The sequence below is a fragment of the Lentilactobacillus curieae genome (assembly GCF_000785105.2).
In the GTDB taxonomy this organism is placed as follows: Bacteria; Bacillota; Bacilli; order Lactobacillales; family Lactobacillaceae; genus Lentilactobacillus; species Lentilactobacillus curieae.
In genome coordinates this window covers 660,654-677,180 of sequence record NZ_CP018906.1, presented here as the reverse complement: position 1 = coordinate 677,180, position 16,527 = coordinate 660,654, and the positions used below count along the sequence as shown (strand labels likewise).

The 16,527-nt window shown below is 39.3% G+C and carries 13 protein-coding genes; 3 read left to right on the top strand and 10 right to left on the bottom strand.

What is annotated here, in order from left to right:
- The first annotated feature begins 10 nt into the window (after nucleotides 1-10).
- The gene (locus PL11_RS03300) at nucleotides 11-2,521 is read left to right on the top strand and encodes an excinuclease ABC subunit UvrA (RefSeq protein WP_035166354.1); all 2,511 of its coding nucleotides are present in this window, start codon (nucleotides 11-13) and stop codon (nucleotides 2,519-2,521) included.
- 92 nt (nucleotides 2,522-2,613) lie between these two features.
- On the opposite strand, the gene PL11_RS03295 is transcribed toward PL11_RS03300, so the two are convergent.
- The 10 genes from PL11_RS03295 to yicI all read right to left on the bottom strand — a co-directional run bounded on the left by PL11_RS03295 (nucleotide 2,614) and on the right by yicI (nucleotide 13,694).
- Nucleotides 2,614-3,492 (bottom strand): DMT family transporter, encoded by an 879-nt coding sequence (locus PL11_RS03295; RefSeq protein ID WP_035166352.1) that lies wholly within the window; start codon nucleotides 3,490-3,492, stop codon nucleotides 2,614-2,616.
- 253 nt (nucleotides 3,493-3,745) lie between these two features.
- Nucleotides 3,746-3,964: a hypothetical protein gene (locus tag PL11_RS03290; RefSeq protein ID WP_035166350.1), complete on the bottom strand. Its 219-nt coding sequence runs from the start codon at nucleotides 3,962-3,964 to the stop codon at nucleotides 3,746-3,748.
- A gap of 101 nt (nucleotides 3,965-4,065) precedes the next feature.
- Nucleotides 4,066-4,671 (bottom strand): PAS domain-containing protein, encoded by a 606-nt coding sequence (locus PL11_RS03285; protein ID WP_052127728.1) that lies wholly within the window; start codon nucleotides 4,669-4,671, stop codon nucleotides 4,066-4,068.
- A gap of 15 nt (nucleotides 4,672-4,686) precedes the next feature.
- Nucleotides 4,687-5,598: an FAD:protein FMN transferase gene (locus PL11_RS03280; protein WP_257787914.1), complete on the bottom strand. Its 912-nt coding sequence runs from the start codon at nucleotides 5,596-5,598 to the stop codon at nucleotides 4,687-4,689.
- 114 nt (nucleotides 5,599-5,712) lie between these two features.
- Nucleotides 5,713-7,107: an amino acid permease gene (locus PL11_RS03275; protein WP_035166346.1), complete on the bottom strand. Its 1,395-nt coding sequence runs from the start codon at nucleotides 7,105-7,107 to the stop codon at nucleotides 5,713-5,715.
- A 229-nt stretch (nucleotides 7,108-7,336) separates the two neighbouring features.
- A complete protein-coding gene (locus PL11_RS03270) occupies nucleotides 7,337-7,918 on the bottom strand; it encodes a sugar O-acetyltransferase (RefSeq protein WP_035166345.1) in 582 nt (193 codons plus the stop codon).
- 94 nt (nucleotides 7,919-8,012) lie between these two features.
- Nucleotides 8,013-8,453: an Lrp/AsnC family transcriptional regulator gene (locus PL11_RS03265; RefSeq protein ID WP_035166344.1), complete on the bottom strand. Its 441-nt coding sequence runs from the start codon at nucleotides 8,451-8,453 to the stop codon at nucleotides 8,013-8,015.
- 34 nt (nucleotides 8,454-8,487) lie between these two features.
- Nucleotides 8,488-9,684 carry an MFS transporter gene (locus PL11_RS03260; protein ID WP_035166343.1) on the bottom strand — a complete coding sequence of 399 codons (1,197 nt, stop codon included), beginning with the start codon at nucleotides 9,682-9,684 and terminating at the stop codon, nucleotides 8,488-8,490.
- 149 nt (nucleotides 9,685-9,833) lie between these two features.
- Nucleotides 9,834-11,243: a sugar porter family MFS transporter gene (locus PL11_RS03255; protein WP_035166342.1), complete on the bottom strand. Its 1,410-nt coding sequence runs from the start codon at nucleotides 11,241-11,243 to the stop codon at nucleotides 9,834-9,836.
- 168 nt (nucleotides 11,244-11,411) lie between these two features.
- Nucleotides 11,412-13,694 carry an alpha-xylosidase gene (gene yicI / locus PL11_RS03250; RefSeq protein WP_035166341.1) on the bottom strand — a complete coding sequence of 761 codons (2,283 nt, stop codon included), beginning with the start codon at nucleotides 13,692-13,694 and terminating at the stop codon, nucleotides 11,412-11,414.
- Between the two features lie 236 nt (nucleotides 13,695-13,930).
- On the opposite strand from yicI, the gene PL11_RS03245 reads away from it, so the two are divergent.
- Nucleotides 13,931-15,343 (top strand): glycoside-pentoside-hexuronide (GPH):cation symporter, encoded by a 1,413-nt coding sequence (locus PL11_RS03245; RefSeq protein WP_052127726.1) that lies wholly within the window; start codon nucleotides 13,931-13,933, stop codon nucleotides 15,341-15,343.
- 45 nt (nucleotides 15,344-15,388) lie between these two features.
- Nucleotides 15,389-16,525, top strand: a complete 1,137-nt coding sequence (locus PL11_RS03240) for an ROK family transcriptional regulator (RefSeq protein WP_237047514.1) — start codon at nucleotides 15,389-15,391, stop codon at nucleotides 16,523-16,525.
- Nucleotides 16,526-16,527 lie beyond the last annotated feature (2 nt).

Below are 16,527 nucleotides of genomic sequence, written 5' to 3'. Positions count from 1 at the left end.
GGGCGAACGTATGGATAAGACTGAACATATTGAAGTGATTGGCGGTAACGTCAATAATTTAAAAAACATTAATATCAATATCCCACTACATAAATTTGTGGCTATCTCTGGTTTATCTGGTTCAGGAAAATCATCTTTAGCGATGGGAATCCTTTACTCTGAAGGGGCTCGAAGATACTTGGACGCCCTCGCAACTTATACCAGACGCAGAATTAGCCAGGTAGGCAGAAGCGACGTTAAGTCGGTTAAACACATTCCATCAGCGCTTGCACTGCGGCAGCGGCCTACCGTCCCTGGAGCTCGTTCAACCGTTGGAACCATGACCGAAATCTTTAATGTATTGCGGCTAATGTATTCTCGGTTAGGTTCTCCAAAATGCCCTAATGGCCATCAGGTACCACCAACGATTGAAATTGCTGAAGCGATGGATAAAACTGGTGAAGAAATGGGCAGAATTACTTGTCCAACCTGTGGGGTTCAGTTTTACGCGTTTAGTGCCGAGGACTTCGCCTTTAATTCCGACGGCGCCTGTCCTGAATGTGAAGGATTAGGGGTTACCAAACAAATTGATCCTGATACGCTCATTGGTGATAGAACTAAAACAATTAGGGAAGGTGCGGTTAATGCCTGGCACATTCCTGGTAGAAACTTCATGCCCATTGTTGCTCAAGCAGCCGGGGTCAGAATTGATGTCCCATTTAATGAGCTTACCGACGAAGAGGTCGATACGGTTTTACATGGGGAACAAAAAAAGTTTGCCATTAATATCCCCTCAAAAAATGGGCGGGTCTTTCATATGGATAACGCGCTTTACGAAAATGCCTTTAACGCTATTCAAGATAGCATGAAGACAACTAAGAGTGAGATTGCGCTAAAGCGGTTGAATAAGTTTTATAAATTCACTACTTGCCCAGTTTGTCATGGAAGCCGAATTAATCCTAATCGCCTTTCTCAACTTATCAATGGCAAAAATATTTATGAAGCCAGTCAATTACCACTTGGTGAATTACCGAAGTTCGTGGCTGATCTGAAGGCTTGGCTTCCTGATAATATGCAAAAACTTGCCGATAACCTAGCAAGTGAACTGCTAAATCAATTGCAGCCGTTACTCGACTTGGGGCTAGACTACCTAACTATGGACCGGGCAGGAGCAACGTTATCAACTGGAGAATTACAACGAATCCAGTTAGGAAGGACTTTAAGAACCCAGACAACAGGGGTGTTGTACGTTTTAGATGAACCATCAGTTGGGTTACATCCGGATAACGTTGCGGGGATGATCAATATCTTTCATCAACTCGTTGAGCAAGGTAATTCGCTAGTAGTTGTTGATCACGAAACATCAATAATTGACGCTGCTGATTGGGTAATCGAGATTGGACCTGGATCTGGTCAAAGAGGTGGTCAGGTAATCACGCAGGGCACTCCAGCCGACATTAAGCAGAATTCAAAATCCTTGATTGGTCCGTTCTTAACGGGAAAGGCTCAGTTACAAACTCGTGAGGTGGCCGCCGAACCATTTAAAAATGGTAGCGTTGACCTGCAAATCAGCCAACGATTTAATTTAAACAACGTTGAAGCTCACTTCCCAATCAATCGATTGACTGCGGTGACTGGGTTTTCAGGTGCTGGAAAGACAACGCTAGTGCTTGATGGTCTACTAAAGGCGTTTGCAAGCAATAAAAAACATGTTCAGTTACCTAATTATGTAAATAAGTTTGACCCTAAGCACATTAAAAATGTGGTTAGTGTTGATGCTACTCCCGTTGGGAAGAACGCTCGCTCAACGGTGGCAACTTACACGAACATAATGGATCATTTGCGTAGACTGTACGCAGCACAGCCTTTGGCAAAAGAGAACCATTACACCGCAAGCCACTTTTCTTACAATAATAAGCAAGGAGCCTGCCCAACCTGTGGCGGTACTGGGGAGATTTCACTAGATATTCAGTACCTTCCCGACATGGTTGAGGAATGCCCAACGTGTCACGGCAAGCGTTTTAACCAGGATGTGTTACAGGTTAAGTGGCACGACATGTCGATTGCTGATGTCCTTGATTTGGATGTTAACGAAGCGCTGGAAAAACTAGGCGATGAGGATGCAATTGTTCAAACTTTAAACACTTTGAAGGGAATGGGGCTTGATTATCTGCACCTTGGTGAAAGTACCCCAAGTCTCTCTGGTGGGGAAGCACAGAGGTTAAAACTCGCATCTCACATGAAACGTTCGCAGAAGAACACGTTGTTTATCTTCGATGAACCATCAGTTGGACTACATCCAATCGACGTTCACGTTTTACTAACGGTGTTTGATGGCTTAATTAAACAAGGGGCAACAGTTTTGATGATCACCCATGACCTTGATTTAATGGCAAATGCCGACTACATGATCGATATGGGTCCTAAAGGTGGCAGTCTTGGTGGCAAGATTGTGGCGGCTGGAAAACCATCCGAGTTGATTAAGACAGAGGATAGTTTGACGGTGAAATATTTGATGGAACAGTTTAATAAATACGTTTGATTTTCGGGATTACTTTAACAAAAAACCGCAGCAATGATTTTAGTTAGAAAAATCAATGCTACGGTTTTATTAATGTTTTAAATCTTTAATGGCTATTTTGCAAATCTTATAGAAACCCAAACGCTGGCAATTATTAGGATAAATCCAATCAAGAAACCTACTGATAATGGCTCTTTCAAAAATATATATCCTAAAAGTGTTCCGACAATCGGTTGAAAAAGGAAAAACAGCCCGGAACTTGCAGCGTTCATTAATCGGAGCCCTTTATTCCACATCACAAAAGCTAATGCTGTTGAAATTACCCCGAGATATAGTAATGATAAGAAAACCCTTGGAGACCCAAACGGAATTGTTGCCATTACTTGGTGGTGGCTGATGATGTAGGGAGTTAGCAAAGCAATTGCTACACCTGTCGATAAAATTGTTACTTGAATAGAGTTATAGTTGCTGGAAAGCAACTTTATCAACACAGACATCAGTGCCCACGTAATTGCGGCAATGATGAGTGAAAAAGTTCCTAGCAAGATATGTGTCCCAGTTAGATTTACGCCAACTATCATGATTACACCAATTGTTGCCATAATTATTGAAGTGACTTTAACTGAGTCTAGTCTTTCCTTCAAAATTATGAAACCAAAAAATAGCATAAAAGTTGGGGTCGCTGATGTAATTACGGCCCCTGTCTGAGCACTAGATAGCCAAGTGCCAGTCTCTTGAGCAACAATTGAAATTGCATTGCCAACTAAGCCAATTATGAAAATTAGAATTAAGTCACGCTTATTAACTTTCCATTGATCTCTTTGAATCCGGCTAATTATTAGTAGGACTATGATTGCAATAATGTACCTCAACCAAACCAACTCAACTGGCGGAACTGTTGAAACCACTAATTTAACGACCACAAACATGCCGCCCCAAATACTAGCTGCTAGGCTAAGAAAAACTGCTCCAAGTAACTTATTGTTATTCATTTTTTATTCCTCCGCTTTTATTCTTAATTTGAATTCAGCGGAAACTATCCGCTGATTAACGGATAGCAGGAACGTCACATTCGTTTAATGGTGAATAAATCATGCTTTCACTACCTCTCTTAAATATTTCAACTAATGGTATCAGTATTCAAGACTCAAATCAAATAAGGCTCTGTGCCAATGCACAGAGCCTTTATGCTGTTGCTAAGCTTATATGTGTTCTTTACCTTCGTAAATAACATATATAAAATCATCAACTAAATACAATTTCAAATTGTTGGGTACCATCGATGGAATGAACGTTAAATACTTCATGATTATTCAACGTTGATGGCGTCCAAAAAGCGGGATGCAGGTGATTTGAAAATTCAAAATCAAATTCATCATTTACTTTCCGAGCAAAGCCTTCACTACCATCGGATAACTTAACAGTTTGTTGATCCTTATGAGGATTAACTTGAACTTTTACCATTCTTATCTCACCTCCTACTTTAGTTTTAGCATATTTTTGCCGTTAAGGACAAAAAAATAGCGAGAATTTCAAAAAAATCTCACTATTAATTCCGTATTTAATTATGACAACCAGTGGGTATCCGACGGTCCAGTGCTAGCGTCTTTGTGCACCGTTCTTGATGATGTTGGGTGCTTTTCAACTGGCTTATGAGGGTGAGGAGCTTTGTCGTATTTTGGTGCCTCAAATTTGGTGGGGTCGTAAGATGCAGATGCCCCGGTCGATGTATCTGGCTTAGCAACTTGATCAAAGCTTGGTCCATTCTCGATTAAATTGGTAAAGTAATCGAGTTGACCAGTGAATACTAACGTTCCCATGTAGTTGTTGTCGTTATCTCGAACAGCGAAGTAACCATTATAGGTGTGGTGTTCGCCTGACACAATTTCGAATTTATCTTTTGTTCCGGAGCGAAGATCAGTAATCATTTTGGCAACCATCGGTTTAACAGCATCCGGATGCAATACTGCTAAATCAGAGTTGAGCTGATCTAAAGTTCTGGAATGAATCCTGGTTGCTTGGTTTGAAAAGAAGATGAAGCGGTCATTATCATCGATAAAGTCGACTTCAAATGGCAAAACGCTAAAAATAGCTTCAATTTGTCTCAGTGATAGCTGGCCAGTTTTGAATTGAATAATTGTGTCTTTGATATAAGGACTAACTTCTGTCATGGCAATTCTCCTTGTTTAAATAAGTTGGTAGGTGGAATCAGTTAGAGTAAAGCGATCTTTCAAGTTGTCTGATATTCTAATCGTTTCATCCTGGTATACAGCAATGAAACTAACTTGATATCCGCGTTCAGCAGCCATTTGGGTAGCTTTGTCGATTCCGTTAAAGAATCCTAAACTAGTCCAGATTTCAGCCTCTGTTGAGGTGGGAGTTATGGCTGTGATCCCTGCGATGTCGGTTTCAAATGGATATCCAGTATGAGGGTCGATGATGTGGTGGTACATATGACCATCTGTTTTTAGATACCGCTCGTAAACTCCGGAGGTTACAATTGATGATTCTGGAATTGTTACGACGGCTAAATCTTGTCCCCGTTTTAATTCTGGTGACTGAATTCCGATGTTCCATAGCCCGTTTTCATGATCACTATTGCCCACTAACAGTATGTTACCACCAAGGTTGATGATACCGTTGGAAACATGTTTTGACTGCCAAAATTCCTTAATCTTGTCAGCAATGTACCCCTTGGCAATTCCACCGAGGTCTAGTTCCATGCCAGGTTGAGTTAAGAATACTGTTTGGTTAGCATCATCCAACACGATATTATCGGAATTGATATCCTGTAAAGCAGTCGCAATCTTTTCTTTCGGTGGAACGTTGGCACCACCAAATCCAATTTTCCAGAGCTTAACAAGCGGGCCAATGGCCACATTAAAACCGGCGTGCCACTGACTTACCTCAACTGCTTGCTTCACGATTGAATAAGCTGGGACTGAGATTTTGACAGGTTTTACGCCGGCATTATGATTAATATCCATGATTTCGGACTGATCGCGGTTAACGGTAAGTGAGTCCTCATATTTTTGAATTAATTCGTTGGTTTGTGGGAGAATTTCAGGATTTGCTTGGTCACTGATTGATAGGTCAATCTTGGTACCTAATCCTGAATATGTTTTTTGAATGATGGTCTCTACCTCCTGATTATCTTCTTAGTTAATTATAACAAGGAAAATAATCAGTGGAGTCTAAATGGTGGAAACCCTTTAGTTGATGTCGACTGAAACCAAGCTGCGTTGGTGAAGGTAAGTGATTCCACCGAAAACAACGGTCCAGATAATGGCACCAACAGCACCGATGATATCTTGAGGGATGAAGAACAAGGTAATGAAGATAATGGCGAAGAATCCGATAGTTAGTGGGCTGGTGAAATTGTACCAGGGCATCTTGAAACCATCTTCTAGAAAGTCGTTAGATTCACGATACTTTCTGTGGGCAATCATAGCTAGTGCATACACGATGATGTACATATCGTTTGAAGAACCGGAAACGATTGTAAATACAGATGATGTGGCGCTGGTCAAACTCATGAGTGGCGTAACTAGCAAGAAGATTGCCGAGAGGGTGATAGCAGCTGCAGGAACACCGTTCTTTGAAATCTTAGCAACGTGTTGGTGCATCCAGCTATCCTCTTGAAGCTCGTCAGCGATTTGGTACAAGTGACGACCAGCAGAAAAGATGAAACTGTTGAGTGATGATGATGCTGAAGTTAAGACAACGAAATTAATCAAAGCAGCGGCTGCTGGGAATCCAGCTAGTTTAAATACTTGAACGAATGGGGAGCTATCAGCATTAAGATGGGTCCATGGAATAATTCCCATAATTACGATTAGAGCACCAAAGTAGAATACAAGAATTTTGAGTAGGGTTTCGTTAACAGCTTTTTTAATGATTTTGTGAGGAGTAGTGGCTTCACCGATAGTAATGCTAACAAATTCAATTCCTTGAAAGGCAAAGAACACCATGGGAAATGCTGAAACAAAGCTTAAAGTTCCGTGTGGGAACATTGAAAAGTTATGGAAGATGTTTTGCATTGAAGCATGGCCAACAGGAGTGACCGAGTGAGAGGTAATCATAAAGATACCTGTGACGATCAATGCTAAAATTGCAAAGATTTTTATCAGCGCAAACCAAAACTCAGCTTCACCAAAGATTTTGGCGGCAATTAGATTGACGCCAGCTAAGACACCTAAGAATGTTAGTTGAATGATCCACGCTGGGATGTTTGGAAACCAAAATTGAACATATGTAGAGATGGCAGTGATTTCAGCCATGGCACAAAAGGACATTCCTAACCAATATGTCCAACCGGTAAAGTGACCGACTGTTGGGCCAAGGTACTTCGTGATGAAGGCCACGAAAGTATGTTGCGATGGGTCTGAGTACAGCATTTCCCCAATTGCCCTCATCATTAAGAAGAAAAAGATTCCTAAGACTAAATATACTAACAAAATTGATGGTCCGGTTTTGCTAATGGTAGTACCTGATCCAAGAAACAATCCAGTTCCAATTGTTCCCCCAATGGCAATCATCTGGACGTTTCTGTTGCTAAGTGAACGGCGGGTACCATCCTCGTTTTCTGTAATCTGTGTTTTTTGCATATAATTCTTCCTCCCGATTTTCAAAGATTCTAATTAAACTAGAGGCCTTCTAATCAATTGGGAATATGCTAGCATTCATTAATCTATATGTGTTTGTTTGGGGGATGAGTTTTTAGATGATTTATAAAAATTGGATATTTTTTAATGAAAATAAGGTAAACGGGAGTTGCTGCCTATGAAAATAAAATTGTTTTTCATTACAACAAAATAAAAAAGCCCCCAAGGGAGCTTAATCAATAACGTTACCTTCGTCATCAAGATGATGAACGATTCGAGCAGGATCACCAGCAATTACAACGTTATCGCCGAATGATTTCGTAACAACCGAACCTGCGCCGACAATTACGTTTGAGCCGAGGGTCACGCCAGGAACAATAATTGAATTACCACCGATCCAGTAATTATCTCCAATGGTAACTGGTTTTCCGTTGCCAAGCCAAGAGGTCCGAGCCTCAACGTTATATGGATGACCAGCAGCGTAAATTTGTACCCGTGGAGCAAGCAGGGCGTTCTTTCCGATGGTGATCGGACAAGTATCTAGTAAAATACAGTCGTAATTGGCAAAGAAATTATCGCCAACGTGGATGTTGTAACCATAGTCACAAATAAACCGAGGCATAATCGTAATTTTATCGCCCGATGTACCGACTAATTGTTTGGCTAACTCTGTGGCTTCTTTCTTTGCGGTAATTGGAAGCGCTGCCATTTTATCGCAAATAATCCGCGCCTTTTCGCGATCGGCGGTTAACTTTTCGTCATTAACGTCGTATAGTTCTTGATCCATCATGTGTTGGTATGCAGTCTTTTCCATTGTGAAGATTCCTTTCGGGTGGAGAATATGTAAGGTAATTTAATTGTCGCACATCAATTGTGCTTTTGATAGCTTTAGTTGAAAATAAAAAAGCCTACTCTTCTGGAAGGTTGAGTGGGCGAGGACCGATATTAGTGGTAAACGCAACGTTCGTATGGGTATCCCCAAATTCTTTGAGCGAGGCGTTGAACTCGTTTAGTTCGGTCATGTTTTTATAGAATACTTTTAGTTGGACTGAGGCGTCCCCAGTAATGTAGTTACATTCCACTACATTTGGCACTTTGGAGATGTAATTTACAAATTTAGGCATCTCTTTGTAGCTGACGTCGATTCGGACGAAGGCTTTGATCAAGTAGCCAAGTTTTTCATAGTTGACGTCTGCTTTATAGCCATTAATAAATCCGTGGTTCTCTAGATTTTGAATTCGAACTGATGCGGATGGGGCAGAAATAAAGCAACGTTCGGCAATGCTTTTAACTGATGCCCGTCCATCTTCTTGGATTATGTTGAGAATTTTTCGATCTAGTTTATCCATGAAAATACCCCCGTGAAAAATTTATTACTGTTGATTATAGTTCTTCTTTGCCTTTAGGGGAAACGGTGCGTGTTTTGATTGAATGGACAAGCAGGGTTACTAAGCCCAGGCATAGCAGTGCGTAAACCGCACCACTCAGACTGATGTTGTTCAAACCAACTTTTGAAATCATGATTGAAGCAGTAGCGGATCCCAAGGAGATTCCAAAATTAAAGAAGATGGAGTTTAATGACGATGCCAATACTAAAGATTGGGGATATTCAGTTTCAGCAACATTTAAGAAATGAATCTGAATTGGGGCGTTTAAAATTGTTACGATCAATGTCAGTGCCAAAATTACAATAAAGGCTATAAATTTGAACTGTAATAAAAACGGTAGTGCTGAAAGCAGGATAATATCAGTAATATAGAATGCAGGCATTTTTCCTAAACTATTTGGTAATTCAGCAATCTTTCCTGAAAGTCGGTTACTAAGGATACTAAAGATTCCGATAATGACTAATAGCCAGTTTAGACTACCAAGACTGAAGTGCATGCTAGTTGTGAGGAGTGGTCTGATGTAAGTGTAGTAAGAATACATAGTGGCAGCGGTAAAAAGAACTAAGATGATGCCGTAGTAAATTCGCTTATCGAGTAACAGTGACAATTGGCTTTTAATGGTACTAGTTGTTTGGTCAACTTTTTTAGGTAGTAGGATTCCCAAAAGAATCATTGTAAAGATGCTTACAATAGAAATTAGCCAGAAGGCGTAACGCCAGCCGAAGCTTGTGCTAATCGCAACTCCGATTGGGACTCCAAAAACTGAGGCGATACTAAAACCGGCGAAAATCCATGAGATGAGGGATGCCCGTTGTTCACGAGGGGCAATTTGGCTAGCAAACGTCATTATAAGTGAGATGATTGAACCAGCTGTCATCGCCGAAATAATTCTTGAGATCATCATGAACCAGAAGTTGGTGGCAAATGCACTCAGTGTGTTTCCAACTAAGAAGACCACCATTAGTACCATAAGTGTGTTGTAATGACGGTACTTACTGGTTAAAATTGTTACAAATGGTGTACTGACTGCGTAGACGGTCGCGAAGATGGTAACCAGGTAGCCGACTAATGAAATTGACACGTGGAAACTTTTGGCGAGGTCGGAAATCACCCCGACAACCATGAATTCATTGCACCCTAGCATAAATGCGACCAGGACAAAGACAATGGATTGAAGCTTAAATTTATTCAAGACAAATAGCCTTCTTTCAAAAAGAGTTCTTAATTAAAGAGTACAGTATTTGGGAAGAATGCAGAAGAGGGTAGGGAAAATTTATAAAAAGGAGTACCTCTAACGAGAGAGGTACTCCTTTTTTTGCTAGTTTCTTAGCAAATTATCTCTTAATGACTTTGTGGTGTTATATTTGATTCTTCAACTGTGTTTTCACGTTTACGCAATTCTTCTTCAATATCTTCAAGTGATCTGTTTCTAGTTTCGAACACTTTACTATGAACGAACCAGATAGCAACAAAACATAAGACACCGTAACCGATGAATAGACTACCTGTTCCGAAGAAGTCCAACAATGGTGGGAATGTTAATGAAACAATCATGTTTGCAGTCCAATTGATAACACTTGAGAAAGAGTTACCTAAACCACGAATATTAAGTGGGAATACTTCACCAATCATAACCCACATAACTGGACCCCAAGTTGCTGAGAAGAATGCGATGTATATAGTTAAGGCGATAACACAAATAATTGCTGCGGCATGGCTTTGTCCTGAGAATTTCATTGCAAAACTCATTACAAATAGGGAGATACCCATTCCGATTGCTCCACCAATCAGCATTTTCTTACGATCAATTTTATCCATGATCATAACGGCAACTGCAGTGACGATAACGTTGAAAATTCCGATACCAATATGAGCAATTAATGCAGCAGACACACCGAAGCCAACGTCAGTAAAAATTGTTGGGGCGTAGTACAGGACGGTATTACATCCCATAACTTGTTGGAAAATAGCTAGACCGACACCAATGACCAATGCGGGTCTCACTAACTTACCAAATAGTTCTTTCCAGCCACCACTCTTAATGGCAGCTTGTTCTTTAATATCTTTAAGTTCTTGATCAACAACACCAGAATTATTCTTGTTCATGATATTTAAGATTTGACGAGCTTCATCTGCCTTGTTTTCTTTGACTAAGAAACGAGGACTTTCGGGTAGGATAAGGGCACCAACAAAAAGTAGTGCGGCGGGAATGGCTGCAAACCCGAGCATCCAACGCCAACCTGTATACATACCTGAGAATGTGTAGTTTGTTACGTAAGCAAGAAAAATTCCAGTCATAACCATTAATTGAAATAGACTAGACATTGCGCCCCGCTTATCAGCTGGGGATAATTCTGCTAGATATGTTGGAATCAAAGCTGATGCGGCACCAACTGCCATACCTAGAATAATTCTAGAAATAATTAACGTCCAGAATTCAGGAGAAAATGCAGATCCAATGGCACCGATAAAGAAAATAATTCCTGATAATAGCACTAACTTTCGGCGACCGTATTTGTCTGACATTGGACCAATGATGGCTGCACCTAGAATGGCACCTAATAGAACAGCACTAACGACCCATCCTTGTTGCCAAGAATCCAGATGTAGTTGTTTTTCAATAAATAAAATGGCTCCGGAGATAACACCAGTATCATATCCAAAAAGTAGGCCGCCTAGGGCACCAAAAAAGTAAACGAAGGCAGCAGTTACGTGATGAACTTTAGTCTTAGTATTTGAACTTTGTTGCATGATAAGCACCTCAATCGTTTTATTTGTAAGTTGGTTGGTTGGGAAAACTTATCAACTGAATAGTAACATTCTGGTATAAATATTGCAAGCGCTTTCTAAAGAACCATGATCAATAAAAAACAGGAGGAACATTAAATTCCTCCTGCTTTTTATTCACAGTAAATTAGTTTAGATTGTAATCGTCTCAGTTGACGATTTCATAGTTGTTGAATTAGTTTCACCGTTATAATGCATGATCACAGTTGGGTTCCCTTGAATACCAGAGGTTGATACACTCAGTTTATTACCATTTCTTTTTACGGAAACGGTTCCGACTTGATTACCTTTAATATCAACAACAGGAGTGCTTAAATTAGCACCGTCTTGAATTTCATAACAATTGATGTCAGGGCTGTCAGCGTAGTCGTATTCAGCATGAACTGCACCTGGCTTTCTCAAGATTATGCTATTTTCTGGAGCAAGAACCGGTAAGGTTAAATTATCATATGTTTCTTCAATCCATTCTCCACCTTTTGAAACTGGGTAAGAATTTTCTGTCAGAATATTTGTCCATTTTCCTTCAGGAAGGTAGTATTTTACGGTTCCTTCGTCATTAAAGATGGGTGCAACCAGTAATTTGCTACCAAGCATGTATTGGTGTTCGAGGAAGTAAGTGTTTCTGTCTTCTGTATATTCAAGGAATGTTGGCCTCATCAATGGGGTACCGGTTTTGTGAGTGTTGACAGCCTCTGCGTAAAGATAAGGCATTAAAGATAATTTAAGGTCAACAAACTTCTTGGTGTTTGCAACCGCTTCTTCATCAAACAACCAAGGCACCTTATACTGTACACTTCCGTGGTAGCGTGAATGAGATGATAGAAGTCCAAATTGGGACCATCGCTTATATAGTGAAGGGGTTGCTTGCTCTTCAAAACCACTAATATCGTGACTCCAAAACCCAAATCCTGAAAGGAGGAATGAAAGCCCACCTCTTAAAGAATCAGCCATTGATTTAAATCTAGATAGATTGTCTCCTCCCCAATGAACAGGGAATTTTTGGGAACCAACAGTAGCTGAACGGGCAAATACAACCGCTTGATCGTCCCCCTTTTCTTGCTTAATTAAATCGAAAACAGCTTCATTGTATTGATAAGTGTAATAATTATGTTCTCTACGGGGATCTGAACCATCAAAGAATACGGCATCCTCAACGGGGATTCTTTCACCAAAGTCTGTTTTGAAACAATCTACTCCCATATCAAGTAGAGCTTTTAGCTTACTTGTGTACCATTTAACGGCATCCGGATTTGTAAAGTCAACAAAACCGTTGCCAGCTTGCCAAAGGTCCCATTGCCAAACATTACCATCTTTTCTCTTTATGAAGTAACCGTTCTTTTTACCTTCTTCAAATAATGGGGACTTTTGAGCAATATATGGGTTTATCCAAACGCACACCTTAATACCCCTGTCGTGAATGCGTTTAATTAACCCCTCTGGATCAGGAAATTGTTCGTTGTCCCAAAGCAAATTGCACCATTCGAATCCTTTTTGCCAGAAACAGTCGAAATGAAAAACATCTAGAGGAATTTCGCGGTCACGCATACCATCGATAAACTTCATAACAGTTTCTTCTCTATAATCTGTTGTGAAAGATGTTGATAGCCATAATCCAAATGACCATGCTGGTGGTAATGCTATCTGTCCCGTTAATCGAGTGTACTTATTCAAAACTTCTTTTGGTGTTGGACCATCAATAATGAAATATTCAAGTGATTGGCCTTCAACACTAAATTGAGTTCGGTCAACATTTTCAGATGCAATTTCAAAAGAAACATTCTCTGGTTGGTTTACAAAAACTCCATACCCTTCACTACTTAAATAGAATGGAATGTTCTTGTATGCTTGCTCACTACCAGTACCACCGTCTCTGTTCCAGATATCTACAGATTGCCCATTTTTTACAAATGAAGTAAACCTCTCTCCAAGCCCATAAATAAGTTCATCAATACCCATAGATAACTGTTCTCTCATGTAATGCTTATTGTTCTTTTGGTCGTAAATTACACCTTCAGCTTTATCCATAGATTTAGTGATAATTTTATCTCCATGCAAAAAGTCAATCTCAAATCCCGACTTGTAAGGGACCTTGGCGGTTAAGTCACCGGACTTAAAAGAAAGCTCATCATCAGAAGTTTTAATAGCAACTTTCGGATGCTCATCTACGAGCTCAAAAGATGGTCCCTTTTTGTTTTGATCAAAGTGAACTAATTTAACACCAATGACTCCCTCTACAGGGGATGAAATTTTTATGGTGCTCATACCAAGGTTCAATTCATCACCGCGATCATTTATTTGTTTGAAAGGTGCATATAAAATAAGTGAATCATCATTTTTCTTATAGTCAAAAACCTCCCTCGGAGATTCGATTTCAAATTCTGGACGCGTTAGCCAATATCCATCTGTAAATTTCATTGCTAGTCACCTCATAATTTTCAATTAGAAAGTTGAACTTATTAATTGTCGAACAAAGTGTATAGCTTAATCGGAAATATGTCAACGCTTTCTTTGACAAAAACTGTTATATAAGTGTTTTTATACTGTTTTAATAATTAAAATAACAAAGTGTTGACTTATGAAATCGGTTACACTATACTTTGTTCGAAAGTTGAACTTACTAAAATGTCAAATAAAAATTTGAGGTGTTTGATATGAGCCAAACAGTACTTCATGGTCATGATGTTGAGTCAGTGACAGACAAGAAAGTTAAAAATATGGTTCCATGGAATGAACGGTTTTCTTACAGTTTAAGTGATTTTGCTTGTAACCTTTCATTTCAGATGGTAGGAACTTATCTGATGATTTTTTATACTGATACTTTTGGTATTAGTGCCGCAGCTGTCGGAACTTTATTCTTAGTAGCCAGAATAGTTGATGCTTTTGACGGCCCATTCTGGGGGATTATGATTGACCATACCCATACAAAATGGGGCAAAAGTCGGCCATACTGGTTGTGGTTTTCAATCCCATTTGCGGTATTCTGTGTATTAGTATTTACAACCCCAAACTTAAGCTTAACCGGAAAATTAATTTGGGCTTACATCACATATATTGGGGTTGATGTTTTATATTCAGCAGTTAATATACCTATTACTTCTATCCTACCTTCACTAACAAGCAGCAGTCAGGAAAGAGTTACTTTGTCTACCATTCGTCAATTTATGGGTACTGCTGGTGCAGCAATAATCACTGGAATTACCTTAACAATGGTTTCCTTCTTTGGTGGATCAACTACTAGTTCAAAAGGGTGGTTTATTTGGGCATTGATTGTGGGAATTATTGTAGTGATTATTTTTGCAATTGTCTTCAAGAACACAAATGAACGTGTACAAACAAAAAGCTCCCGCGAATCCATTCCAATTAAAGAGTCTTTAAAGGCTCTAAAGAAAAACTGGCCTTGGGCAATTATTATTTTCATTAACTTTATTTACTGGATGGGTATGCAGACGAGATCTCAGGTAACCGTTTATTTCTTTAAATACAATATGCACAACGCTGGCTTAGCCTCATTTGTACTTAGTTTACAATTCGTATCATTAATTGCGGTTGTGTTAACTCCGTTAACTTCTAAGTTGATTGGGAAAAGAAACACTATGTTGATTGGTATGGTGATGGCTGTAGCTGGTCAACTTTTACTTAGTTTAGGTGCTACTCATCTAAGTGTTTCAATCATTATTATTGCAACAATTATAGGGTATTTAGGAACTGGATATGTATCTGGACTTATTGCTGTTATGTTAGCGGATGCCGTTGACTATGGTGAGTGGAAAAATGGTGTTAGAGCTGAAGGAATTGTTACTTCATTTTCAAGTTTCAGTGCCAAGTTAGGAATGGGAATTGGTGGCGTAATTACTGGTTGGATCTTATCAGTTACAGGTTATGTTGCTAACAAAACTCAAAGTGTTACGGCACTTCATGGAATTGAAATGAATTATATTTGGGTTCCACTCATTGGTTTTGCACTTTCAGGAATCGCTTTAATGTTCTATCATGTTGATAGCATTGAGAAAAAGATGCAAGGCGACTTGGCAGTAAAACACGCTAAAGAAAATGCTGAGAATTAAATTTGAAAAGTGAGTGGATAAAAGGTGATTATCAATAAAGAAGTTATGCGGAATCGAAATGAAAAGTCGGTTCTTCAAGCAATAATTAATAGTGGTCCAATTTCACGAAATGACATATCGAAGAAGCTAGGCCTTAATAAAATGTCGGTTTCTGAAATTGTAGGCACCTTTATTGATAAGCAGATTGTTAAGAGCCTAGGAGAAGATCAAACAACCTTAACGAGTGGTCGTAAGCCGGAATTGGTTGAGTTTAACTCTTCATTTGGGTATGTAGTTAATTTTAGCGTTTCTGGTAAGACATTAGAGATGCTGGCAACAAAGCTAGACGGCAGGACACTTGAACGAAGCATTCAAAATATTGGTGATCAATCAATTGATAAAGTTTATACAATGATGAAGGATTCTATTGATACTATGCCGAAGTTTGACGCGACGAATGGCTTATTGGCAATTTCAATTGCAGTTTTTGGGACGGTTTATAATGGTGAAGTTATCAATTCTCCATTTATTGACTTCTCGAGTTTTGATATTGTTTCAAAACTGAAAGATTTATATAGTGTTCCCGTTATTTTAGAAAATGAAGCAAATCTTTCTGCAATTTTTGAACAAGATTTTAGTAAGCAGGAGTTACAGAATATCATTTCTATAAGTATCCATGAGGGTGTGGGGGCAGGAATAATATTAAATACCCAGCTGTATACTGGTAACTACGGTCAGGCTGGAGAAATTGGTAGAATTGTTATTCAGTCACCGGGAAATGATGGTAAGAATTTGAAAAAATTGGCTAGTTTTGAATCAGAATGGTCTCAAAAGGCAATAATAAAAAAAGCCCAAGAAATATTCGAGGACAAAAATTATGATTTAAAACAATTGGTTATTGATTACAATGAACAAAATCCGAAAATAATTAGCTTAATAGATGATTTTTGTTACCAGCTCGCAATTGTAACCGCAGACCTAATTGCAGCCTTTGATCCACAAATGATATTTTTCAACTCACCTTTGATTGAAGAAATTCCTGAAATATTAAAGAAAATTCAAATGAAATTGTCATTTATGCCTCTTATTCCTCCAATTGTAATGTCAAAAGATACTAACTCAGCCACCTTACTTGGAGGTGCATCGGTTGCAATTCACACGGCATTAAATATGGATGGGATTAGGTTGATATTTCATCATTAATT